Origin of the sequence: Shewanella sp. AC34-MNA-CIBAN-0136, assembly GCF_040309945.1 — a bacterium.
Classification (GTDB): Bacteria; Pseudomonadota; Gammaproteobacteria; order Enterobacterales; family Shewanellaceae; genus Shewanella.
The window spans coordinates 251366-275159 of record NZ_JBEOPJ010000001.1 but is presented as its reverse complement, the minus strand read 5'-3'; the positions used below and the strand labels follow the sequence as shown (position 1 = coordinate 275159).

Sequence of the window (23794 nt, the reverse complement as noted above, 5' to 3'; positions counted from 1 at the left end):
GCTATTTGCTTAAATTTCTAAAAAAATGGCTATAGATTAGGTTTTTACTCCCCTCGTGGCATAAATGTAGCATTTAAAGGAGGATTTTAGATAAACTGTTTAAATTGGATTGATTAGTCGGCTAATAATGACAATTAATTGACAGGAACTGCGGACAATTAATAGCGGAGGGCACCATGCTTAATACACCATCAGAAATAGGCAAAACATTTGCTATAAGTCAATTTAACGAAGTTTACTTACCAAGTGTTAATCGACATATTTTCGAAAAAATTGATTCAGTCTCTTTGTATGAAGAAAAGTTCAAAGATGCTCTTAGCACTTTAGACACGTTACATGTAATCATAGGTTTAGACTCAGGTTTATTAGCTAATTACATTATGGAACGCCCGTTAGCTAAGGGGAGCAAATATATTTTTGTTGAACTACCCGAAGTTTTGGCTCTGCTGACTATAGATATTCCTCAAGCTCTGCAGAGCGACTTGAGTATAACTTCATCAGAGAGTTTCTCTGCACTCATTAAAGAGCGTGAAAACAATATTTATATTGTTAAGCAGAAGTTCAAAATTCACCGTGCAATAGCCGTCTCAGGAAATTACCTTGAATCCTATTGTGGACTTAACACTCAAGTTGAAACAACGCTTGAATATGAGCGTTTAGAACAAGCTGTTGGTTTTGAACAGAAAATATTTGTTCAAGCTCAGTTGCATAACCTGGCAGAAAACCTGATTCCAGCAAGAATCTTAAAGCAAAAATTTGTCGGTAAAAGCTGCATTATATTAGGTGGCGGGCCATCTTTAGATAATTCTATTGATTGGATTAAAGCTAACGCAGAACGGTTAGTTATTATCGCTGCATCTAGGGTAGTGGGAAAGTTAAATAAACTCAATATTAAAGTAGATATAGTGGTGTCTGTAGACCCACAATCTATCAGTTTTGATGTCAATAAAGATTTTATGCAACTAGAACATGATGTGCTACTGATCAATTCCTATCATGTAGCACCACAAATTATGGGGCAATGGAGAGGTGCAGCACTATATACAGGTACACGCTTACCCTGGAACACCGATAGCGACGAGGACAATATAAAGACAATTGGTCCAACCGTGATCAACAGCGCCATCGAAATAGCAACCGAAATGGGCTTTAAGCAAGTAATACTTTGCGGTGTCGATTTTTGCCATTCTCAAACAGGTATGACACACGCACAAGGTACCTATGGTGCAAGTCTAGGCCCTAATATCGGTGTGATGCTTGAGTGGGTGGAAACTAATTCAGGTGAGATGGCCGAGACCCCAATGCAGTTGAAGCAAGCAATAGAGTCATTGCAAGCTTCAGTGGCACTTAAAATAAACACGAATTACATCAATTTATCTAAAGATGCTGCAAAAGTAAAAGGTGTACAATATCAAGAGTGTCAGGATGTTAGTCTTGAGCCAATAACGGAGAAACAACGCCAAACGTTAAAACCTGAAACTTATCAGGTATCTATGCAACAAAAGCTTAAGTATCTCAATGATACCTTGGACAATCTCACGACCACTCAAGATAAACTGCTTCAGCTTAATGCCTTACTGTCATCAGCGTTGGCACTTAATACCAAGATAGAAAAAAAACAAAAAACAAACCAATACATCCCAGCGTTGGCAGATAAAATTGACAAAATAGAACAGAAAATAAATAAAGAATTTATTTCACTTGCCCATCTAATCAAATTTTATGGTTTCTATGAGTTTTCTCATTTTTTGTCAACGAAAAAAACGGAAGAGTGGTCACAACAAGATGTGATTAACCAAACTCACATTTACTACAAAACATTTAAGGCCATATCTACTGAAATATCTGAATTGGTTACCTCTTCCATACAGCGTATTAACTCTCGGATGAATGAATATCAGCATATAAGTGACATTAACGCTCTATGCAAGCAGTGGAATGATGATAAACAATGGGGAAGGGCGGTTCTCTGGCAGGCCAATCATCCCATGCAATATGCGAGTTTAAACGCGATTGAACTTAATTTAATTCAAACTGCTCAAATAATGTTCTATGAACAATTTGTTATTAAAAAGTTTATTGATGATACTGGTAAATCTATCGTACCAAGAATAGGTAATGCCTTTAATAAATTACAAATACTATTTCATAAGAGGCATCTACTCGGTATGTCTAAGATTGTCGAATATACTTTCCCTTTTATAACAACAGACTCTGAGGTTTCTCGGCTTTATCATTTAGCGCTAAGTTATCTGCAGATGTTAGAGGGAAAGCCTGAATTAGCGCTTACGACAATATTAAAAACACCGATAATATTTTGCCATGAAGCTGAATTTAAACAGATTATTCTGCTCTCTCTGAAATTAAACAAGCTAGAGTTAGCAACCGAGCACCTTGCAGAAATAATTCATTACAGCGATGAATACTTACCTCAATATGCCCATGCTTTAAGATTGAACGATAAAGCTCAAGAAGCTTTAAATATTTATCTCGATTATTTAAATAAATACCCTGATGACATTCCAGTATTGTTAAAACTAGGTGTATTCTTAACCGAAGTAAGTCAGCACGACGCTGCTAAAACATGTTTTAAAAATGTATTGGATTTAGATATTAACAACCAAACAGCAATTCGTTATTTACAACAAATTGATGGGTGGTGTAATTAATTAATACCTATATGATAATTTATCGGCTGTCATTATTTCTTTTGTTGTCAGTCAAACCGTATAATGTAAACGAGTAAATTATATATTTCAATAGTGGGGTAGCGTGAAACATACATACATTTCATTCGAGAATTTCAAGCGTAAGTGGATTTTTAACCATAAAGATTTGCCTGTATCAGATGATGATAAGGCCTTTATTAAGCCATTGACCGAAAAAAGTGCCATGGAAGTGTGGGATAAGTGGATAAGCAATAAGAGCAGTCGTGCAGAGCTGTTTGAAAAAGGTGATTGGCCAATAAAGCAAGATGCTTGGGCGGCAACGGAGCATTGGCAGTCGGCATGGGATTCTAATGATAATGCGATGCCCGAAGCAATTATTGCGCATATTCAATGGCCTGATGATGCGGTGGTGTACTTTTGCTATGAAAAATACCAAATTGTTGAAACTCGCTGGGATGTGTTTGTGCGTAATTGGAAGTGCTTTTTATTTTTTGATGATGGTCCAATTTTAATCTCGCCAAAGCACAAGCAAGCATTGATGTTTCTACAGAATGGCCAATATAAATTAGGCGTTCGCGGTTAAATTACCCGATTTGAGTTGCGGTTGTTGGTTAAACGACTGATGGTGTAGTCGTTGATATTGCAGTTTTTTAGAGAGTTTATATGAAATTATTAGCTTCAATTGGATTGAGCTTATCGTTAATGATGCCGTTGTTGGCGCAAGCTAGCATGATTGCAGATGTTGATGTAGCAGAGCAAATTACAGTAGCAGAGCAGCCATTGATATTGAATGGCGCTGGTGTACGCAGTAAGTTTTTTATGGATTTATATGTGGGTAGTTTATATCTGCCGACAAAAGTGCACACTCTAGAAGATGTGCTTACTCAGCCGATAGCGGTGATCCAGCTAACGATTACTTCTGGGATGATCACTTCAAACAAAATGCGTGATGCCATTACTGACGGTTTTGAAGCTGCTACCGACAATGACACACACTCAATTGCCAAAGATATTGAACATTTTACCCAATTGTTTGCAGATGAAATTGTCGACGGTGATCAATTTACTTTTGTGACTCAAAAAGGCAAGGGCGTGAGCAGTATCAAAAATGGTAATGCTCAGGGAGATATTGCTGGAGAGGCATTTCGTCAGGCTTTACTTAAGATTTGGTTAGGTGAAACTCCGGTACAACAAAGTTTACGCCAAGCTATGCTAGCTCAATAAATCACCTGCTAGGTTCTAGGGCAGACTACTAGGTTCTAGGGCGGACTACGTCCTGCTAGGGTCGCTGTGCTTCTAGGGACAGCTTCGCTGCTAAGATTTTATAGCCTCTAGCCGCGAAGCGTCCTAGCAGCGCAGCGCTCTAGGCTGTTGCTAAGTTTTATTAGGCTGAAAAGTCATTGCCCAGTGTTGAAATGGTAGAGGTTTTACCTTTGTCATTGTAGGTCAAGCTTGAGGCATTGCGGCTGGCTTGTAATGCCTGGGCAAATCGATTGAGGCTGGCGATATTGAGCTCAATCAAGCTGGCATTCTGACTGTTGATGTCTTTGCACTCGGCGAGAATAGCTTTAGCTCGTGAGACTTGTTGTGCCAGTTCAGTATCGGTGGTGAGCAGATTGTGCTGTGGGTGGCTTGCCAGTTTTTCGTCAGTGGCTTTCATATTGAATAAGCACTGGGTTTTATCTTTGGAAAGCGCCAGCAGTTTGTCGGCATCTTGTTTGGATAATGCCGCTTTCTCTTCAACAATAAGCGATTTCAGCTGCGTTAATGTCTGATTTTGACTATCAAGCAGTTGGTGTAGCTCTTTGCGTTGATCTTCGCTTGCTTGCTTGTGTAATGGCTGGTTTAACTCTGTCATAAATTACTCTTAGGTTTTCTTAACTAACACTTCTCTATGGTGCAAGTTTGCACCTATTATCTGTGTGTCGTTAAAACAAGTTAAAGAGTAACGTTTAACGGTTACTCTCTGTCAAACGATAAACCGCCTAGCTCTGCTTCAAAGCTGGCAATATTCGCTGCAAGCTTTTCTGCATCGACTTTATATCGTCCCTCAGAGATTGCTTGCTTAATTTCAGCGACCTTTTTTTGGTCTACTTCTGGTAACGATGCCATTTTTGTTTGCGCGCTCTGAAGCTGTTGAGCTTGAGAGGTAATGCTAACGGAATCTGTTTTAACCGGTGCAGCTGATTTTGGGGCTGCAGTAGTTGTAGATTGCGTGTCACGTGCAGTGCGCATTTGTGTATTGGTAGCAGTGTTATGCTTAATATCAATTGCCATGGGAGGCTCCAGCGTAATGAATCAGGTTTTCCAATCAGGCTATCGGCACCCCAGGAAAAAACTTTAACGCTATTTTACATTCTTACTTCAACTTCGCCAACGCCAATTACAACCGCATCGAATTGTTTGCTAGTGTTACTGTTTTTTACTCTGATAACCTCATCGACATTGCCATCACGCAATGCTTCTCCAAGGGTTTTTATTTCTACATTAGTGGTTTTAGCATAAATAGAAACAGTGTCACCTTTGCAAACAAAGCACAGGTTATTACTTAATACTGGAGAGTCTTTCGCTACCCGACGTTTCACCCGCGAGCCGATTAATGTCGTAGTGTCGGAAAAAAACTGACCTTTTAAGCTATATTGGTCAACATACATGACTTGTAAATGATGTTCGCCAATAATTTGGTCAGGGGACAATAGTTGGTTGGCCACCACAACAGGGTATTGGATTTCGACTCGAACAGAGAGATACATTTGCCATGGATAGTCATAGTCAGGGCTATTACAACTGAGTTTTACCATGTTATTTCGACTAATAGCCCGTTCACTGGCAAGTTCGACATTAATCGGTGGGTAACAGGCTGGTGGACTGATTCTGCCCTCAAGGTTTTGTGGGGTTATTTGCACTTTAGCTTTTGAGTCAGCATCAATTTTTTTGGCTACCGCCTCTTTAGCTAACGCATAAATGGTCGATAGTGAAGGTGTGATAATTTCTTCGCTAGCAATTGCAGGCAAAGAAAATGTTATTGAACACAAAAAACATAAAAAAAATACTTTCATAATGAAGATACTAGCTTGTTTTGCCAGAATGCACCTATACTTTGAAAAACGAAAAATATGCGAGTAATCTCTGCATACACAATAAGCTAAAATAAATGGGCTAGGGGACATAAGAATAACATTATCCCTTCGTCAAAAAAGTGTCAGTTCACAGTGCTAGCTAATTTATACAAAATTAAAGCAAGTTGCATGCCCACTTTTTGATTCATTAAATTGAGATGTATTTGTTACATTGGTGATGGTTTACACTCAAATTGAGTGACCATCAGTAAGATATGTACTAACCGTATTATGCTAAACCAAGGTTTACTATAATTTCAAAGAACAATTTTTATCCTTTTGGGTGACAGTTAACTACAAGGCCTTGTTATGTCGAGCATTTTAGATTCAGTAAATAAACGTACCCAACTTGTCGGGCAAAACAGACTCGAGCTACTATTGTTTAGGCTTAGCGGCCGTCAACGGTTTGGCATTAACGTGTTTAAAGTGAAAGAGGTTTTGCAATGCCCACCACTGACTACGTTGCCTAAATTAAATCGTTTTGTTAAAGGTGTTGCTCATATTCGTGGCGCAACCATTTCCGTTATCGATTTAAGTGCCGCAACGGGTGGACGCCCACTGACATCAACAGAAAATTGCTTTATTATCATTTCTGAATATAACCGTAGTATTCAAGGCTTTTTAGTCAGTTCAGTTGAACGTATTATCAACATGAATTGGGAAGCGATTATGCCTCCACCGCAAGGTTCTGGCCGCTCTTCTTATTTAACTGCGGTGACAGAGATTGAAGGTGAGTTGGTTGAGATTCTAGACGTTGAAAAAATTCTTGATGAAATTTCACCGGTTAAGACTTCTATCAGTAAAGAGCTCAATGAAGCATTAACTATTGATAGAGAACAGCATTATCATATTATGGTTATTGATGATTCTGCTGTAGCACGTAAACAAATTATTCGTTCGTTAGAGTCATTAAATCTGCAAATCGATACCGCTAAAGATGGTAGAGAGGCGCTGGAAAAACTGAAAAGTATTGCCGCAGAAATGGATGATGTTTCAGTTGAAATTCCGTTAATCATTTCTGATATTGAAATGCCTGAAATGGATGGTTATACCTTAACGGCTGAAATTCGTAATGATCCAAAATTAAAGAATATCAAAGTCGTATTGCACACATCATTAAGTGGTGTATTTAACCAAGCGATGGTACAAAAAGTAGGGGCTAACGACTTTATTGCTAAGTTTAACCCCGATGAGTTAGCCGCAGCGGTTAACAAACATTTAAGTTTATAAACCTTTTATTATTGCAAAAGATTGCAAAATATTGGAGGTTGAGTTCATAGGCTTACCTATTAGGAAGATAATGTGACAGATAAATCACTTGCTGAAGCAGAGTACAATCAATTTAGGCTGTTTTTAGAACAGCATAGCGGTATTGTGTTAGGTGAGAACAAACAATATTTAGTACGCAGTCGTTTAGCGCCTTTGATGGGGAAGCATAATTTGCCTTCTTTGTCTGAGGTAGTTAAAAAGTCGATGAAACCGATAGAACGGCAACTGCGCGCTGAAGTGATAGATGCGATGACCACCAATGAAACGTTATGGTTTCGAGACCGTTATCCATTTGAATTACTGCACAATACTCTACTGCCTGAATACAGTAAGCTTGGCAGACCATTAAAAATTTGGTCGGCTGCGTGCTCTTCAGGTCAAGAACCTTATTCGTTGGCCATGACGGTGTTGGAATATCAACAACGTAAACCTGGTGCTTTACCAGGAGGCGCGGCAATTCAGGCAACAGATTTATCACCTTCTATGCTAGATCGTTGTAAAAATGCTGAATATGATGGTTTAGCACTTGCTCGTGGTTTGTCTGAAGAACGTAAACGTCAGTTTTTTGATGCTTTACCTTCGGGTAACATGAAAGTTAAAGATAATGTGAAGCGATTAGTTAACTTTAGAGCCCATAATCTACTTGAAAGTTATAGCCTATTAGGTAAATACGATATTATTTTTTGCCGCAATGTGTTGATTTACTTTGCTCCTGAGGCAAAGGCTAAAATTTTGCGGCAATTTGCTGCCGCACTTAATCCTAAAGGTATTTTATTTTTGGGTGCGTCAGAATCTCTTGCGGGATTAACCGAAGAATTTAATATGGTTCGCTGTAATCCTGGAATTTATTATCAAAAGAAAACCTAGATAATATAATAGCTTAATCTATTTATCATGCCGGCATTCGTCGGCATGTTTGTTTTTATCTTTTATTCCCTCATAAATTAAATTGTTGGCATAATCTTTGCTTTATTTCTACCAGTTAGCTGATGGAGGCAATTTTATGGCGATTAATTTCGATAATGCATTAGGTGTTCACCAATACTCTTTGGGCATTCGAGCTCAAAGAGCAGAAGTGATTTCAAGTAATATCGCCAATGCCAATACTCCTCATTATAAAGCTCAAGATGTCAATTTTGCTTCTGCTATGCAAGCGGCAAGCTCGCATCAGAAAGGCTTGAGTATGAGCCAAACCACAGAGAAACATTTTGATTTAACGGCGTTAAGTCAACAGCATGTTCAATATCGTATGCCAAATCAAGCTGATACTGGCGATGGTAATACTGTCGATACGCAGAAAGAGCAAGCAGCATTTATGCAAAATGCGCTCGAATATCAAATGTCATTAGGCTTTCTTGAGGGAAAATTTAGTGGCATGCGTAAAGCATTGCGAGGTGATTAATTATGAGTTTATTTAATATTTTTAATGTTTCTGGTTCAGGTATGTCTGCGCAGTCAGTGCGTTTGAATACCACCGCCAGTAATATTGCCAATGCTGATTCTGTGTCTAGCAGTGTCGATAAAACCTATCGCGCGCGTCATCCTGTTTTTGAAGCCGAAATGCTAAAAGCCAATAGCCAGCAAAACAGTTCGCCTGGCGTAACCGTTAAAGGCATTGTCGAAAGTAATAAGCCATTATTAAAAGAATACTCGCCAGACCATCCCATGGCGGATGGTGATGGTTTTATCTATAAACCTAATGTCAATGTGATGGAAGAAATGGCGGATATGATTTCTGCATCGCGTTCTTATCAAATGAACGTTCAGGTGGCTGATGCAACAAAGTCTATGTTGCAACAGACATTAAGGATGGGTAAATAGTATGATTATTCAAGGAGGTAACAATGAGCCTCGTTAATTCTTACAGTCAGTCTTTACCGCAACAATCCAGTAGTGCATCTAATACTAGCGCTACAACGAAAAGTTCTGTACAGACAAATACGACCAGCACAACTACGGGTAATCCTTTCCTTGACGGAATTCGTTTGCCTGAAGAAAGCGCTATCCCTGAATCAAAAGATCAGATGTTAAAGCAAGAAGATTTTTTTGCTTTACTCAGTCAGCAATTGTCGATGCAAGATCCGTTTAAACCGGTTGATAACGATCAAATGATTGCCCAAATGGCGTCGTTTTCTACAGTCGATGGTATTTCAAATCTTAATGATGAAATCCTTAACCTTAATACTGTGATGAGTTCTAGCCAGGCGTTACAAGCTTCAGGCTTGGTTGGCCGTAAAGTGCTCATTCCTTCTGATACCGGCGCTATCTCTACTGAAAGCTCTGAGATAAAAGGGGTGATTAGTACACCTTCAGCAATTGAAACGATTACGGTAAGGGTTGAAGACGAGTCGGGTCAGCTTATTAAGAGCTTTAATGTTGACGGCAGTAAAGGCGGCAATGTTGATGTGACTTGGGATGGTCTAGATAAAAATGGCAACCCAGCTAAAGCGGGTAATTATGCCATTAAGGCCAGTGGTAAAGTCGATGGAACGTCACAAGATTTAGCCGTATCGACTTACGCTCATGTTACCAGTGTGTCATTAGGCACTGTAGCAACAGGAGCAATTTTGAATTTGCGTGGAGTAGGTGGAATTAAGTTATCTGACGTACTCGCAGTATCTGAAACATAGTACGGCTAACAACAAACCGTTAGCTGTCATCATAAATGAATTAATTGTGAGAGGTGTAATATGTCATTTAACATCGCATTGAGTGGTATCGCTGCCGCGCAAAAAGACTTAAATACAACCGCGAATAACATCGCCAACGTCAATACTATTGGTTTTAAAGAGTCGCGAGCTGAATTTGCTGACGTTTACGCCAATTCAATTTTTTCTAACAGTAAAACAGCTGTGGGTGGCGGTGCAACTACCACACAAGTTGCGCAGCAGTTTCATCAAGGTAGCTTGCAATTTACCAGTAACTCGTTGGATATGGCGATCAGTGGTGGTGGCTTCTTTGTTACCTCTTCAGAATTAGGTTCGCAAGATCAGTCATACACCCGTGCGGGTGCGTTTAAAGTTGACTCAAGTAATTATATGGTCGACTCAGCAGGTAATTTTTTACAAGGTTTCCCAGTGGATGAAGATGGTAACTCAACTTCAGTGAGTTTAACCACAACCCAACCGATTAAGATACCTGACACGGCGGGTAGCCCAGTGCAAACTAAAAATGTTGGTTTGCAGATGAATCTTAATGTGAGTGAAATAGCATTAAATCCAGCTAATTTTAATCCTGCAGATTCTGATACATTCAATAATTCCACCTCAGTGACGATTTATGATTCATTAGGTGAATCACATATTATGACCACTTACTTTGTTAAACCCACTGGTGGTTCGCATACTGGCGAAAGTAATTGGGTAGCTTTTTATGCTGTTGATGGTGATCCTGTCGATGTAACAACTGCTGGGGAATATACTACGGATACAGATACTGACACTGATGGTGACGGTATCGTGGATCCAACAGGGCTCGCGTCTGCTGTTAATCCGGGCACGGCTGGTGGAACATGGTCAGGTGCGGTGCTTAAGTTTAACTCTGTTGGTGCTTATACTATCAGTGACCCTACCACTATTACCACTGAGGCTTTAGGTGCTGCTGGTGCAGGTGCTTTAGGTCCTGGGGCCGATGGTACTCAAGCGCTTACGATAAAATTTAATAATCCGACTCAATATGCTTCTCCGTTTGAAGTGACTGAATTGACTCAAGATGGTATTACCGTAGGTCGATTAACCAATGTTGGTATTGGTTCCGATGGTTTAATTACCGCTAGTTACAGTAATGGCTCAACGGTTCCGTTAGCGCGCGTGGCATTAGTACGCTTTGCTAATGAACAAGGCCTTACACAGGTGGGTAATACATCTTGGAAAGCCAGTATCGATTCAGGTGCTGCATTAGCGGGAGAGGCCAATAGCGGTACATTTGGTAGTATTCGTTCATCTGCGCTTGAGCAATCAAACGTTGATTTAACCACAGAGCTGGTTGATTTAATCTCGGCTCAGCGTAACTTCCAGGCTAACTCGCGTACGCTTGAAGTCAATAACACCTTAAATCAAACCATATTACAAATCCGCTAAGTTTACGTTTACTTTTACCTTATCAATTTATGTTTACGTGATAATAGGTGTTGCCGTTTACGGCAACACCTTGCCTTTATCCTTGTTATTGTTACTCCTCGCTACTCCTTGTTATCACCTCACTAGTGTTGATAGATGCTTTTTTGACACTCACGCGTTATTCATTAATTTTATTGATTAACCGATTCATGTAGTTACCTCCTTACAACACAACTTAAATCTCATTGGCATGATGCTTGCTTATTCTGTGTATATAGTGTTTTTGCAGAAAGTTTGACGGAGCAAAAAATGGACAAATTTCTTTATATTGCCATGAGTGGCGCAAAGCAGGGGATGAATGCCCTAGCAGTGAGTGCGAACAATCTTGCTAACGCCAATACTGATGGATTTAAAGCTGACATGGTCCAAGCCCGTTCAATGCAGGCATTTGGTGAAGGCTTGCCTACTCGGGTATTTTCGATGATGGAAAGCCCAGGCAGTAATTTTAACGGTGGTCCGATTAAAACCACTGGTCGTGACCTTGATATTGCGGTTAAGGGTGATGGCTGGCTTGCAGTGCAAGCGGCAGATGGTTCTGAAGGGTACACCCGTGCGGGCAGTTTAAAAATTGACAGTACAGGTTTGTTGTTAAATAGCAGTAACCGTCCGGTAATGGGAGCTTCGGGTCCTATTGTGTTACCCATTCCGGTTGAGAAAATAGAAATTTCCGCCAACGGTATCATTTCAGTACGTCCGCAAGGAGCAACCGCTGAAGTGATAGAAGAGGTCGCGAGGATTAAATTAGTTAATCCTGGTAACGAAAACCTAATGCGCGGTGAAGATGGTTTGTTTCGCTTAACTGCGGGTGGTAATGCACCAAATGACCCCGGCGTTCAAGTTGAAAGCGGCGCGGTTGAAGGCAGTAATGTGAACTCAGTGCATGAAATGGTCGCCATGATTGATATTCAACGTCAATACGAAATGCAAGTCAAAATGATGAAGAACGCTGAAGAAATTGATCGGGCGTCCACTTCCTTGATGAGAATTAGTTAGGAGTAATTATTATGCATCCAGCGTTATGGATAAGTAAAACCGGTGTCGATGCCCAGCAAACTAACATTGCCGTTATTTCAAATAACGTGGCCAACGCCAGTACTGTCGGATTTAAGAAAAGTCGTGCGGTATTTGAAGACTTACTTTATCAAACGGTTAATCAAGCCGGTGGTATTAGTTCAGACAACAGCAAGTTACCCAATGGTTTAAACATTGGTGCGGGTACTAAAGTTGTTGCTACCCAAAAAATGTTTACCCAAGGCAACATGCTGACTACCGATAACTCATTAGATTTAATGATTGAAGGTTCGGGCTTTTTTGAAGTGCAAATGCCAGATGGCACAGCAGCCTACACGCGTAATGGCCAGTTCAGCTTAGATGATACTGGTCAGATTGTAACCCCGGGTTCAGGTTATGTGGTGCAACCGCCAATTACCATCCCGGATGATTCCACCAGTATTACGGTGTCTGCATCGGGCGAAGTGTCAGTGCAAACCCCTGGTACCGCAGCCAGTCAAGTTATTGGCCAGTTAACCATGACCGATTTTATTAATCCGGCAGGTTTAGACCCGTTAGGACAAAACTTGTATACCGAAACGGGTGCAAGTGGCACACCTATTCAAGGTACAGCGTCACAAGACGGCTTAGGTTCTATTCGCCAAGGAGCACTAGAAACGTCTAACGTGAATGTAACAGAAGAGTTGGTCAACCTTATTCAAGGTCAACGTATTTACGAGATGAACTCTAAAGTTATCTCGGCAGTTGATCAGATGTTGTCTTATATTAATCAGAATCTCTAAGGAGCTAACATGATTAAATACATTGCGTTAGCCTCAGTAGTGTTATTGGCTGGCTGTAGTTCTACTGCCAAGAAACCGATTGCTGATGACCCATTTTATGCGCCGGTATACCCAGATACCGTTCCGACGCAGGTGGCGCCAACGGGATCTATTTATCTTGATAGTCAAGCATCAAGCTTGTATTCCGATATTCGTGCGCATCGCGTCGGCGACATTATTACCGTGACCTTAAAAGAGTCCACTCAAGCGTCGAAAAGCGCCAATAACGAAATCAAAAAAGGCTCAGATTTAAGTGTAGAGCCCGTTTATGCCGGCGGTAAAAATATTTCCATCAGTGGCGTCCCAATTGATTTGGGTTACTCCGACAGCATGAATACCAAGCGCGAATCTGACGCCGATCAATCTAACAGTTTAGATGGCAGTATTTCGGCCAATATCATCCAGGTACTCAGTAACGGTAACTTGGTGATCCGCGGTGAAAAATGGATTTCTATTAACAACGGTGATGAGTTTATTCGTGTCACCGGAATGATCCGCAGCGAAGACATTAATCCAGACAATACAATCGATTCGACACGAGTGGCTAACGCTCGTATTCAGTACAGCGGTACCGGTACGTTTGCTGACTCCCAAAAAGTCGGTTGGCTGAGTTCATTCTTTATGAGTGACTGGTGGCCTTTTTAAGGAGTAATGCATGAAAATTAAACTGATTACGTCGGCTGTATCGATAGTCGCATCAATACTAATGCTAACCGCACCTGCACATGCAGAACGGATTAAAGACATCGCCAGTATTCAAGGGGTGCGAAGTAACCAATTAATCGGTTATGGCTTGGTGGTCGGTTTGCCAGGTACCGGGGAAAAAACCCGTTATACCGAACAAACTTTCAGAACCATGCTCAAAAATTTCGGCATTAATTTACCAGACTCTGTTCGTCCAAATTCAAAGAACGTCGCTGTCGTTGCGGTGCATGCCGAAATGCCTGCCTTTATTAAGCCGGGTCAAAATCTTGACATTACCGTGTCCAGTTTAGGCGAAGCAAAAAGTTTACGTGGCGGTACTTTATTACAAACCTTCCTAAAAGGGGTCGATGGCAATGTGTATGCCATTGCTCAAGGCAGTTTAATTGTGAGTGGTTTTAGTGCCGAAGGACTTGATGGCTCATTGGTGATCCAAAATACCCCAACCGTTGGCCGCATTCCAGGTGGTGCCATTGTTGAGCGCAGCGTTATTAGCCCATTTGCTAGTGGTGATTACCTAACGTTTAATTTACGTCGCTCAGATTTTTCAACCGCCAAACGCACCGCAGATGCGATTAACGATTTACTGGGTCCGGATATGGCAAAGGCCATTGACGCCACTTCTATTCAAGTGAGCGCGCCACGCGATGCATCACAGCGGGTGTCGTTTTTATCGGTATTAGAAAACATTGAAGTTATACCGGCGGAAGAATCAGCCAAAGTGATTGTTAACTCACGTACCGGCACCATTGTGGTTGGCCAAAACGTCAAGTTATTACCCGCTGCTGTCACTCACGGTGGATTAACTGTCACCATTGCTGAAGCCACCCAAGTATCACAACCCAACGCATTAGCCGGTGGTGATACGGTTGTTACCACAAATAGTACGATTGATGTGTCAGAAAAAGATCGTCGTATGTTTATGTTTAATCCAGGTACCACACTTGACGAACTCGTAAGAGCCGTGAATTTAGTGGGTGCAGCACCATCAGACGTACTTGCCATACTCGAAGCGTTAAAAATGGCAGGCGCTTTGCATGGTGAACTTATCATCATCTAATAATTGTCGGAATGACTATGGAAAAGTTGTCAGCTTCATCGAACTTTCTGGATCTAGGAGGACTAGATTCACTTCGTGTCCAAGCCCAGAAAGACGAGAAGGGGGCACTTAAAGAAGCAGCAAAGCAATTTGAAGGTATTTTTATTCAAATGCTGATGAAAAGCATGCGAGATGCTAATGCCGCGTTTAAGTCAGACAATCCAATGAACAGTGAAACCACTGCGTTTTTTGAACAAATGCGCGATCAGCAAATGTCAGTCGATTTATCTAATAAAGGCATGTTGGGCTTGGCTGAGATGATGGTGCAGCAATTAGACCCAGATGATAGCCCCATTACGCCAGCTTCAGTATTGCGTGGCAATAGTGATTATAAAGTTAACCCAAGTATGTTTGTTGCTCCAGCAACAGAGTTAGATAAAGACACTCTCGATATTATTGCGCCAAAAGATCAAATAGCCGCATCGTATTCAGTAATCGCTAATTCTGATACAGCCCATTCTGTTATAGATAGCGCCGAATCGATGCGACCAATGTCAGCCCAGCTGACTAATGTGCTAGACGGTGAACAGTTAAACAGCGTATTACGCGGTGAGCAATTAGCCAGTCAAGCAGTACAAGTAGGCAAGGTATTGCCGCAAACAGATGTTGCAGTACCTAAAGCTAAAGGCATTGCCGTGAGTCAATTTACTAGCCCAGAACATTTTATTTCAGTCTTGTATCCCCACGCTGAAAAAGCGGCTAAATCGTTAGGCACCTCAGCAGAGGTATTAATTGCCCAGTCCGCGTTAGAAACTGGTTGGGGCCAAAAAGTGGTACGCCGTAACGACGGCACCATGAGTCATAACCTGTTTAATATTAAAGCAGACAAGCGTTGGCAAGGTGACAAAACCTCAGTCAATACATTGGAATTTGAAAAGGGCATTGCGGTGCAACAAAAAGCGGATTTCAGAATGTATGACAACCTTGAACAGAGCTTTAATGACTTTGTGTCATTTATTAGCCAGGGCGATCGTTATCAGGATGCACGTAAAGTTGCCAGCGAGCCAACTCAATTTATTAAAGCATTGCAAAAAGCCGGCTACGCCACCGACCCTCAATATGCCAATAAAGTCATCAATGTGATGAAGTCGGTAAAAGAAGGCCTTAAATCTATATTACCTGTGGAGACTAAATAATGTCGATTGACTTACTCAATATCGCTCGCACAGGCGTTCAAGCATCTCAAGCTCAGTTAGGGGTGACCAGTAATAACATTGCCAATGCCAATACTGAAGGTTACAACAGACAAGTTGCTACCCAGTCATCATTAGAATCACAACGCTTGGGCAATAATTTTTATGGCACCGGCACGTATGTGTCCGATGTTAAACGTGTTTACAACGAGTTTGCTGCACGTGAACTACGCATCGGTCAAACAAGCATGAGTGCGGCTGAAACGTCTTACAGTAAGTTAAGTGAGCTAGACCAGATTTATTCTCAAATTGGTAAAATGGTGCCAGAAAATCTAAACAACTTTTTTGCAAGCATCAATAGTGTGGCCGATTTACCAACAGATCTTGGTATTCGCACTAACAGCTTAAGTTCTGCGCAACAGTTAGCCGCTGGTCTGAATCAAATGCAATCACAACTAGATGGCCAGGTGAAACAAACCAATAGCCAAATAGAATCCATTACCACCCGTATTAATGAAATCAGTAAAGAACTAGGCAACATTAATTTAGAGTTGATGAAATCTCAAGACCAAGACAGTCAAGTACTAGACAAACAAGACGCACTCATTTTAGAGCTCAGCCAGTATGCTCAGGTTAATGTCATCCCTTTAGATACCGGCGCAAAGTCAATTATGCTGGGCGGCTCAGTAATGTTGGTGTCAGGTGAAGTGTCGATGTCGATGGGCATCAGTACCGGCGATCCTTATCCAAATGAACCGCGCATTAATGCTTCTATTGGTGACAAAACCCTTAATGTTGATCCGTCTAAGCTGGGTGGTCAACTTGGCGCATTATTTTCATTTAGGGACGACACCTTATTACCGGCCAGTACTGAACTCGGCCAATTAGCATTAGGCATAGCAGACACCTTTAACGAAATGCAATCCAAAGGTTTTGATTTAAACGGTGACGTTGGTAGTGATATTTTTCGTGATATTAACGACCCATTAATGGCATCTGGCCGTGTCGGAAGTAATTCTACTAATAGCGGTACTGCAGCCATGTCGGTCAATATTGACGATGTGGGCGCATTGTCAGGAAGCACCTACCAACTAAGTTTTACCACAGCGAATGCTTACCAATTAACAGATAACCAAACCGGAAAAGTATCAAACTTAACATTATCGGGTACTCAACTAACAAGTAGTGCAGGTTTTAGCATTAATGTTGCCGGCGGCCCAATAGCGGATGGTGATAAGTTTGAAATTCGTCCAACGGCGGGTGCTGCTGCAGGTTTAAAAGTAGTGATGACCGACCCTAAAGGCATTGCCGCAGCTGGGCCGACTTTAACATCGGCCTCAACTAATTTAGGCAACACTTCAGTTAGCTTAAACAGCATGGATTCAACTGTAGCGGGTTTCCAGGTTGGTTCAACGATTACTTTCAAGCTCGACACTACATTAAATAGTTATGAAGCATTTACTAGTGCAGGTGTTTCATTAGGCCCAAGCACCACATACACAGGTAACAATATTAATGCTTTTGGTATGGACTTTGATATTACTGGTTCTGGTACCTCTAATAGCTTTACGTTTGATTTAGCATTTGCCGAAGGCAATAACAACAACGCAGTTGAAATGGCTAAGTTATCAGACGTTAAATTGATGAATAACGGTACCGGTACGTTAACCAGCGTATTTGAAAATACTAAATTGGATATCGGTAGTCAGACAAAGTCTGCTGAAGTGCGCGTGGGCTCGGCGACGGCAATATATCAACAAGCTAGTACCCGAGTGCAAAGTGAATCGGGTGTAAACCTTGATGAAGAAGCTGCAAATCTATTGCGCTTTCAACAATCTTATCAAGCAGCCGCCAGAATTATGACCACAGCGCAAACCATTTTCGATACTTTATTAAGCTCGGTTCGCTAGGAGATACATCATGAGAATTTCTACCGGACAAATGTTTCAGCAAAACACTAATAGCATATTAGAAAAGCAATCTGCCACCAACACCATCATGGCGCAAATTTCTAGCGGCAAAAAAGTCAATACCGCTGGTGACGACCCAGTAGCTGCTATTGGTATTGATAACTTAAAGCAAAAAAATACGTTAGTTGAACAATATGAAAAAAATATCGATTACGCCACAAATCATTTAGCCATTAGCGAAAGTAAAATTGGTAGTGCTGAAACGTTGATCTCATCAATGCGTGAGCAATTATTAAGAGGCGCTAACGGCAGTCTTAGTTCAGTTGAGCGGCAAATGATTGCCGATGAAATGAGATCGAGTTTAGAAGAGCTACAGTCTATTGCCAATAGCAAGGATGAATCTGGCAATTATATGTTTGCGGGTAATAAAACGAATTCTCAACCTTTTGCTTTTGATACTAATGGTGAAATTGTTTATAGCGGTGATTCTGGCGTTAGAAAAAGTGTTGTAGCTTCAGGTATTGCAATGGCGACAAATATTCCTGGTGATTCAGCCTTTATGAATGCCGCTAATCCTTTAGGTGATTATGGCGTCAATTATTTGTCTCCTCAAAAAGGTGACTTTGTTGTTGCTAGTGCCAAAATAACAGGTTCTACACCTCATATACCTGATACATATAGATTTAATTTTGTTGCAAATGGTACTGGTGTTGATCTTGAAGTATTAAGTTCGGTTAACACAGCAGTCAAAACAGTTGTTAACTTTGATCCTACTAATGCGGTTTCTTTTAATGGCATAGACGTTAAATTAAGCGGAACTCCGACAGCAGGTGACTCATTTACTCTCGAGCCTATTGAAACGATTAGTATTTTTGATTCATTTAGAAAAGCACTTGCCTTATTGGAAACGCCGGACGGTACAAATACCCCTCAAGGCAAGTCACAGTTGGCACAGTTATTGGATGATATAGATAGTGGTCAAAATCAAGTCAGTACAGCAAGAGGGATCGCGGGTAACAATTTGAAAGGTTTAGAGAGCATTTCGACAAACCATTTGGAAGAAAAAATTATCAATAGCAGTACTCTATCTATTCTCGAAGATTTAGATTATGCCGAAGCTATTACAGAATTTGAAAAGCAACAACTTGCACTTAATGCGGTATCGAGTGTGTTTAGTAAAGTGGGTTCGCTTTCATTGTTTGATTACATCTAACAAAAAAAAGCAATCTCGTTAAATTGTAAAATTTAGCCAAGCTCCACAGTCTTGGCAACAAAACTAGGAATGAGGAATTATTTATGGCTATTACAGTAAATACCAACGTTACGTCAATGAAAGCGCAAAAGAACTTAAACACATCGAGCCAAGCATTATCGACGTCGATGGAGCGCTTATCGAGTGGTCTACGTATTAACAGTGCTAAAGACGATGCCGCAGGTTTAGCGATTTCTAACCGTTTGAACTCACAGGTTGGAGGTTTAGAAGTGGGTATGCGTAACGCCAATGATGCTATTTCAATTGCTCAAATCGCTGAAGGTGCAATGCAAGAGCAAACCAACATGCTACAGCGTATGCGTGATTTGACCATTCAATCCGAAAATGGTGCAAACAGTACTGCTGATTTAGGTGCCATTCAAAAAGAAATTTCAGCGTTAGCGACAGAAATTACCGCAATTGGAAATAGTACTGCGTTTGGTAATACTAAACTATTAGATGGTGGTTTTTCAACCGCGAAAAGCTTCCAAGTGGGCCATCAAAGAGAAGAAGATATTGATGTTCAGATTAAAACTAGCAATGCAACTTCACTTAACGTAGCAACGTTAAGTGTTGGTGGGACTGCTGGCACTACTCCAGTGGCTGCCGCGACCGCTCGTTCAGCTGCACTTGTAGCGATTGATAAAGCAATATCAACAATTGACGGTCAACGTGCGGATTTAGGTGCGATTCAAAACCGTTTGGCATATAACATCAGTAATAGTGCCAATACTCAAGCAAACGTTGCAGATGCAAAAAGTCGTATTGTCGATGTGGATTTTGCGAAAGAGACGTCAACAATGACGAAGAATCAAGTTTTACAGCAAACTGGTTCAGCAATGTTAGCGCAGGCTAATCAATTACCACAGGTTGCACTTTCTTTATTAGGTTAATTCAGGTTTGATTTCTGAAACGGCTTCTATAAAGAAGCCGTTTTCATTTTTCAAGCCCATGATAAAATAGTTATTTTAATTATTTTAATAAAAATAATTAAAATAACTAAAGATAAAATAGTTGCAGCCGTTAAATATATTGTAACGAGCAAGACCTGTCTGACTTGAGATAAAGCAAACAGGCATATCTCAAGTTAGAAACAATATGAGGAAGTAACCATGGCTATTACAGTAAACACGAATGTAACATCATTAAAAGCACAGAAAAACTTAAATTCATCAAGTGGTGCTCTTGCTACTTCAATGGAACGTCTATCAAGCGGTCTACGTATTAACAGCGCTAAAGATGATGCTGCAGGTCTTGCCATTTCTAACCGTTTGAACTCTCAAGTTAATGGGTTAGAGGTGGGTATGCGTAACGCAAATGATGCAATTTCAATTGCTCAAATTGCTGAAGGTGCAATGCAAGAACAGACTAATATGTTACAACGCATGCGAGATTTGACCATTCAATCCGAAAACGGTGCAAACAGTACCGCTGATTTAGGTGCTATTCAAAAAGAAATTTCGGCGTTAGCGACAGAAATTACTGCAATTGGAGATAGAACTGCATTTGGTGACACTAAGTTATTAGCTGGTGGTTTTTCGACCGCAAAAAGCTTCCAAGTAGGCCATCAAAGAGAAGAAGATATTGATGTTCAGATTAAAACTAGCAATGCAACTTCACTTAACGTAGCAACGTTAAGTGTTGGGGGGACAGCTGCTACTCCAGCGGCTGCAGCGATCGCTCGTTCAACTGCACTTGTAGCGATTGATAAAGCAATATCAACAATTGACGGTCAACGTGCGGATTTAGGTGCGATTCAAAACCGTTTGTCATATAACATCAGTAATAGCGCTAATACTCAAGCAAACGTTGCAGATGCCAAGAGCCGTATTGTAGATGTAGACTTTGCTAAAGAAACATCAACTATGACGAAGAATCAAGTTTTACAGCAAACAGGTTCAGCGATGTTAGCTCAGGCTAACCAGTTACCTCAGGTCGCACTATCGCTACTATAATTAAGGCAATTAGTTATTAGGGATGCTTTAGGGAGAGCCGTTAAGGATCTCCCTTCGTAGTTTAAGATAGTAAAGTTATATTCTATTATCTAAGATAGACTTACTGGGGTATATAATGGAAATTAATAGTAATACTGTTCAACTTGCTAATCACCCAGGCCTTAGTAAAGTAGATTCTGTCTTACAACCAATTTTTAATAAGACGAATATTGAACCCGCTAAGCTCGATGAATCATCATTAGTTAGCATCGTAAATGATAGTGATTCTGCAGATAGCGCTGAGAATAAAGTGCCTGATGAGGCACAATTACAACAAGTTGCTAAAGATTTGACAGATATGGTCGCCATGATGCAGAAAGGACTGAAATTTTCTGTAGACGATGATTCAGGAAAACAAGTTATTAAAGTTCAAGATATTGAGTCAGGCGATATTATTAGGCAAATCCCAAGCGAAGAAGCATTAGAATTAGCAAAAAAAATTAGTGACGTATCAGGAGTTTTGATGCCCATTGAGGTATAATTAATTAAATTTTTTTGGTGATATCTTTTAGCGACTCAGTTTTCTCGTAGACTATTTATATGATTTTTTGGATGATTAATTGACTCAACGGGGGCTTTTATGGCACTAACCGCGACAGGTATTGGTTCTGGGCTAGATATTTCAAATATCGTCAGTGTGCTTGTAGCCGCAGAAAAAAACCCTAAAGAGACTCTGTTTACTCAACAAGAAACCAAAATAAATGCCAAAGTCTCTGCTATCGGAACATTAAAAAGTAGTTTATCAACATTTCAAGATGCTTCCAAAAAACTCCAAAGTGGTGAGCTATTAAATTTACGGACGGTTACTACTGGAGATAGTGCTTTTTTTAATGCTAAAGCAGATCAGTATGCTCAGCCTGGTAGTTATGTTATCAAGGTCGAGCAGCTTGCTAAATCACAAAAGTTAGCTGGGGCAAATGTGGTTGACCCTTCGCAAGGCGTTGGGCAAGGAAGTTTAGATTTCTCTATTAATGGTGATAGTTTTTCTGTTGCCATCGAATCTACTGATAGTCTTTCAGCTATAGCAACTAAAATTAATAGTTCATCAGACAACTCTGGCGTTACAGCAACTATCATTAAAAGTGATGCTGGGAGCAGACTCGTTTTTACCGCAAAAAGTCCTGGAACAGATAACCAAATTACTATGACGGCAACAGACTCTAGTGGTACTGGTTTATCTGACATGTTTAACGGAGGGAATATCGAAACCCTTCAAAGTGCTGCAAATTCTATTATTTATGTCGATGGGCAAAAACTAACATCACAAAGTAATAATATTGATGACGCGATTACCGGGGTTACATTATCTCTAACAAAAGCAGATATTGGCTCCACGTCTACACTCACAATTGCTCAGGACACTGACACAGTAAAGAGTAATATTGAGAATTTTGTCAGTGCTTATAATGCCTTATTAACTTCAATGGACAAGTTATCCTCTTTTGATGTTGATAAAAAGACTGCATCGGCTTTACAAGGCGATTCGATTATCCGTTCCTTAGAGTCGCAACTTCGAAAAACGGTCAGCGAAAGGGTTAGCGTTGATGGTATTGAGTCCGCTTTATATGAGCTTGGCATCTCGACTGATAGTTCAGGAAAACTTTCAATAGACGATACTAAGCTAAGTGAAGCTGTTACTAATAATATGTCTCTCGTTGAAGGTATATTTTCAACAAGCGACACAGGGTTAGCTTACCAATTTGATGATTTAGTTAAGAGTTATACTAAGTCTGGTGGTGTGATTGATAGTCGTAAGAATTCCTATACTTCAGCAACTAGTCGAATAACTGATCAAAGAGAAGCATTTACTTTGAAAATGGAGAAGTTGGAGGCTCGTTTATTGAAGCAATTTAATGCGATGGATTTAATTGTCGCCCAGCTAAATACACAAAGCTCTAGTCTGACAAATAGTCTGGCTTCCTTACCTGGCGTGGTTAGAGAGTAAAAGGAAAACTTTGATTGAATGCTGAACTTAAACTGATTAACGAAACTATTGAAGATACGTTAAATCAAATTGAGAAAATTCCTGCAGAAAATGAACAATCAGACAAGTTGGTCTCATTATTGCTTGATTCTATAGGCGCGCGTCAATTATATATCGTTTCACTGATTAATAGTGCTGTCGATGACACATTCGCTACTTTACTATCCGAACAGTTAATATTGACGAATAGTTTTAAAGATAGGGCTTCAAAAGTAATGTTTCATCGACAAAATTTATTAAATGTAAAGCGCGCTCATCAACGACAAATTAAGGTTTATCAAAACATTGATGCTAACAGGTAGGTTATTATGAGAAGTTCTTTACAGTCATATCGTAAGGTTTCGCTTGACAGCGAAATATCAGTCGCTTCGCCGCACCGTATTATTCAAATGATGTTTGCTGGTGGTCTCGAGAGGCTTGCTCAAAGTCGCTATGCCATTGAAAACCGAGATATGAATAATAAAGGTCTGTTTATTGGTAAAGCGATAGGTATTGTCAACGGCCTGAATAATAGTTTAAATATGGATGAAGGCGGTGAAATCGCTGGTAACCTTAGTCAATTGTATGACTTTATTATTATGAAAGTAACCGAAGCAAATTTGAAAAATGATACTCAAGCTATCGATGATGCCGTTGCTGTTTTAAGAACACTCAAAGAAGGATGGGATGCTATTCCGCAAGATAAACATCATTTAACATCTGAAGTAAATTAA

25 protein-coding genes are annotated in these 23794 nt (G+C 40.4%); 22 read left to right on the top strand and 3 right to left on the bottom strand.

Annotated elements, in window-relative coordinates; all coding sequences use genetic code 11:
- Positions 1-176: 176 nt before the first annotated feature.
- From AAEY94_RS01180 to AAEY94_RS01170, 3 genes are all read left to right on the top strand, one after another.
- Positions 177-2669, top strand: a complete 2493-nt coding sequence (locus AAEY94_RS01180) for a 6-hydroxymethylpterin diphosphokinase MptE-like protein (protein WP_350976639.1) — start codon at positions 177-179, stop codon at positions 2667-2669.
- A 103-nt stretch (positions 2670-2772) separates the two neighbouring features.
- Positions 2773-3252, top strand: a complete 480-nt coding sequence (locus AAEY94_RS01175; RefSeq protein WP_350976636.1) for a DUF2947 domain-containing protein — start codon at positions 2773-2775, stop codon at positions 3250-3252.
- A gap of 80 nt (positions 3253-3332) precedes the next feature.
- Positions 3333-3893, top strand: coding sequence for a chalcone isomerase family protein (locus AAEY94_RS01170; RefSeq protein WP_101085447.1), 561 nt, complete (start codon positions 3333-3335; stop codon positions 3891-3893).
- Positions 3894-4053: 160 nt separating this feature from the next.
- Here the strand turns inward: AAEY94_RS01170 and AAEY94_RS01165 are convergent, their stop codons facing one another.
- The 3 genes from AAEY94_RS01165 to flgA form a co-directional block, all read right to left on the bottom strand.
- Complete coding sequence (locus tag AAEY94_RS01165) at positions 4054-4527, bottom strand: flagella synthesis protein FlgN (RefSeq protein ID WP_182743882.1); 474 nt, start codon at positions 4525-4527, stop codon at positions 4054-4056.
- A gap of 101 nt (positions 4528-4628) precedes the next feature.
- Complete coding sequence (flgM, locus tag AAEY94_RS01160) at positions 4629-4946, bottom strand: flagellar biosynthesis anti-sigma factor FlgM (protein ID WP_350976633.1); 318 nt, start codon at positions 4944-4946, stop codon at positions 4629-4631.
- Between the two features lie 74 nt (positions 4947-5020).
- Entirely contained in the window at positions 5021-5728 is a 708-nt protein-coding gene (flgA, locus tag AAEY94_RS01155; RefSeq protein WP_350976629.1) for a flagellar basal body P-ring formation chaperone FlgA, read from the bottom strand.
- A gap of 369 nt (positions 5729-6097) precedes the next feature.
- Between flgA and AAEY94_RS01150 the strand changes: the two genes are divergently transcribed.
- From AAEY94_RS01150 to fliS, 19 genes are all read left to right on the top strand, one after another.
- Positions 6098-7018, top strand: a complete 921-nt coding sequence (locus tag AAEY94_RS01150) for a chemotaxis protein CheV (RefSeq protein ID WP_011636633.1) — start codon at positions 6098-6100, stop codon at positions 7016-7018.
- A gap of 72 nt (positions 7019-7090) precedes the next feature.
- The gene (locus AAEY94_RS01145; protein ID WP_350976626.1) at positions 7091-7924 is read left to right on the top strand and encodes a CheR family methyltransferase; all 834 of its coding nucleotides are present in this window, start codon (positions 7091-7093) and stop codon (positions 7922-7924) included.
- Between the two features lie 136 nt (positions 7925-8060).
- Positions 8061-8459, top strand: coding sequence for a flagellar basal body rod protein FlgB (flgB, locus tag AAEY94_RS01140; RefSeq protein ID WP_182743881.1), 399 nt, complete (start codon positions 8061-8063; stop codon positions 8457-8459).
- Positions 8460-8461: 2 nt separating this feature from the next.
- Complete coding sequence (flgC, locus tag AAEY94_RS01135) at positions 8462-8878, top strand: flagellar basal body rod protein FlgC (RefSeq protein WP_101085435.1); 417 nt, start codon at positions 8462-8464, stop codon at positions 8876-8878.
- A gap of 23 nt (positions 8879-8901) precedes the next feature.
- Positions 8902-9687 carry a flagellar hook assembly protein FlgD gene (flgD, locus tag AAEY94_RS01130; protein ID WP_350976621.1) on the top strand — a complete coding sequence of 262 codons (786 nt, stop codon included), beginning with the start codon at positions 8902-8904 and terminating at the stop codon, positions 9685-9687.
- Between the two features lie 60 nt (positions 9688-9747).
- Entirely contained in the window at positions 9748-11136 is a 1389-nt protein-coding gene (flgE, locus tag AAEY94_RS01125; protein WP_350976619.1) for a flagellar hook protein FlgE, read from the top strand.
- Positions 11137-11424: 288 nt separating this feature from the next.
- Positions 11425-12168 carry a flagellar basal-body rod protein FlgF gene (gene flgF / locus AAEY94_RS01120; RefSeq protein WP_101085429.1) on the top strand — a complete coding sequence of 248 codons (744 nt, stop codon included), beginning with the start codon at positions 11425-11427 and terminating at the stop codon, positions 12166-12168.
- Positions 12169-12179: 11 nt separating this feature from the next.
- Positions 12180-12968: a flagellar basal-body rod protein FlgG gene (gene flgG, locus AAEY94_RS01115; RefSeq protein ID WP_123777077.1), complete on the top strand. Its 789-nt coding sequence runs from the start codon at positions 12180-12182 to the stop codon at positions 12966-12968.
- A gap of 9 nt (positions 12969-12977) precedes the next feature.
- The gene (gene flgH, locus AAEY94_RS01110) at positions 12978-13652 is read left to right on the top strand and encodes a flagellar basal body L-ring protein FlgH (protein WP_350976614.1); all 675 of its coding nucleotides are present in this window, start codon (positions 12978-12980) and stop codon (positions 13650-13652) included.
- Between the two features lie 10 nt (positions 13653-13662).
- Positions 13663-14769 carry a flagellar basal body P-ring protein FlgI gene (locus AAEY94_RS01105; protein ID WP_101085423.1) on the top strand — a complete coding sequence of 369 codons (1107 nt, stop codon included), beginning with the start codon at positions 13663-13665 and terminating at the stop codon, positions 14767-14769.
- Positions 14770-14786: 17 nt separating this feature from the next.
- On the top strand, positions 14787-15944 hold the full coding sequence (gene flgJ, locus AAEY94_RS01100; RefSeq protein WP_350976611.1) for a flagellar assembly peptidoglycan hydrolase FlgJ: 1158 nt from the start codon (positions 14787-14789) through the stop codon (positions 15942-15944).
- The gene (flgK, locus tag AAEY94_RS01095; protein WP_350976610.1) at positions 15944-17851 is read left to right on the top strand and encodes a flagellar hook-associated protein FlgK; all 1908 of its coding nucleotides are present in this window, start codon (positions 15944-15946) and stop codon (positions 17849-17851) included. The genes flgJ and flgK overlap by 1 nt, the downstream gene beginning before the upstream one ends.
- Positions 17852-17861: 10 nt before the next feature.
- Positions 17862-19064 carry a flagellar hook-associated protein FlgL gene (flgL, locus tag AAEY94_RS01090; protein ID WP_350976607.1) on the top strand — a complete coding sequence of 401 codons (1203 nt, stop codon included), beginning with the start codon at positions 17862-17864 and terminating at the stop codon, positions 19062-19064.
- Between the two features lie 83 nt (positions 19065-19147).
- Positions 19148-19996 carry a flagellin N-terminal helical domain-containing protein gene (locus AAEY94_RS01085; RefSeq protein ID WP_350976604.1) on the top strand — a complete coding sequence of 283 codons (849 nt, stop codon included), beginning with the start codon at positions 19148-19150 and terminating at the stop codon, positions 19994-19996.
- 219 nt (positions 19997-20215) lie between these two features.
- On the top strand, positions 20216-21058 hold the full coding sequence (locus AAEY94_RS01080; protein WP_350976602.1) for a flagellin N-terminal helical domain-containing protein: 843 nt from the start codon (positions 20216-20218) through the stop codon (positions 21056-21058).
- A 115-nt stretch (positions 21059-21173) separates the two neighbouring features.
- Positions 21174-21578: a flagellar protein FlaG gene (locus AAEY94_RS01075; protein ID WP_350976599.1), complete on the top strand. Its 405-nt coding sequence runs from the start codon at positions 21174-21176 to the stop codon at positions 21576-21578.
- A gap of 99 nt (positions 21579-21677) precedes the next feature.
- Positions 21678-23042: a flagellar filament capping protein FliD gene (fliD, locus tag AAEY94_RS01070; protein ID WP_350976596.1), complete on the top strand. Its 1365-nt coding sequence runs from the start codon at positions 21678-21680 to the stop codon at positions 23040-23042.
- Between the two features lie 14 nt (positions 23043-23056).
- Positions 23057-23383, top strand: coding sequence for a hypothetical protein (locus AAEY94_RS01065; RefSeq protein WP_102037680.1), 327 nt, complete (start codon positions 23057-23059; stop codon positions 23381-23383).
- Between the two features lie 6 nt (positions 23384-23389).
- A complete protein-coding gene (fliS, locus tag AAEY94_RS01060; RefSeq protein WP_162022656.1) occupies positions 23390-23794 on the top strand; it encodes a flagellar export chaperone FliS in 405 nt (134 codons plus the stop codon).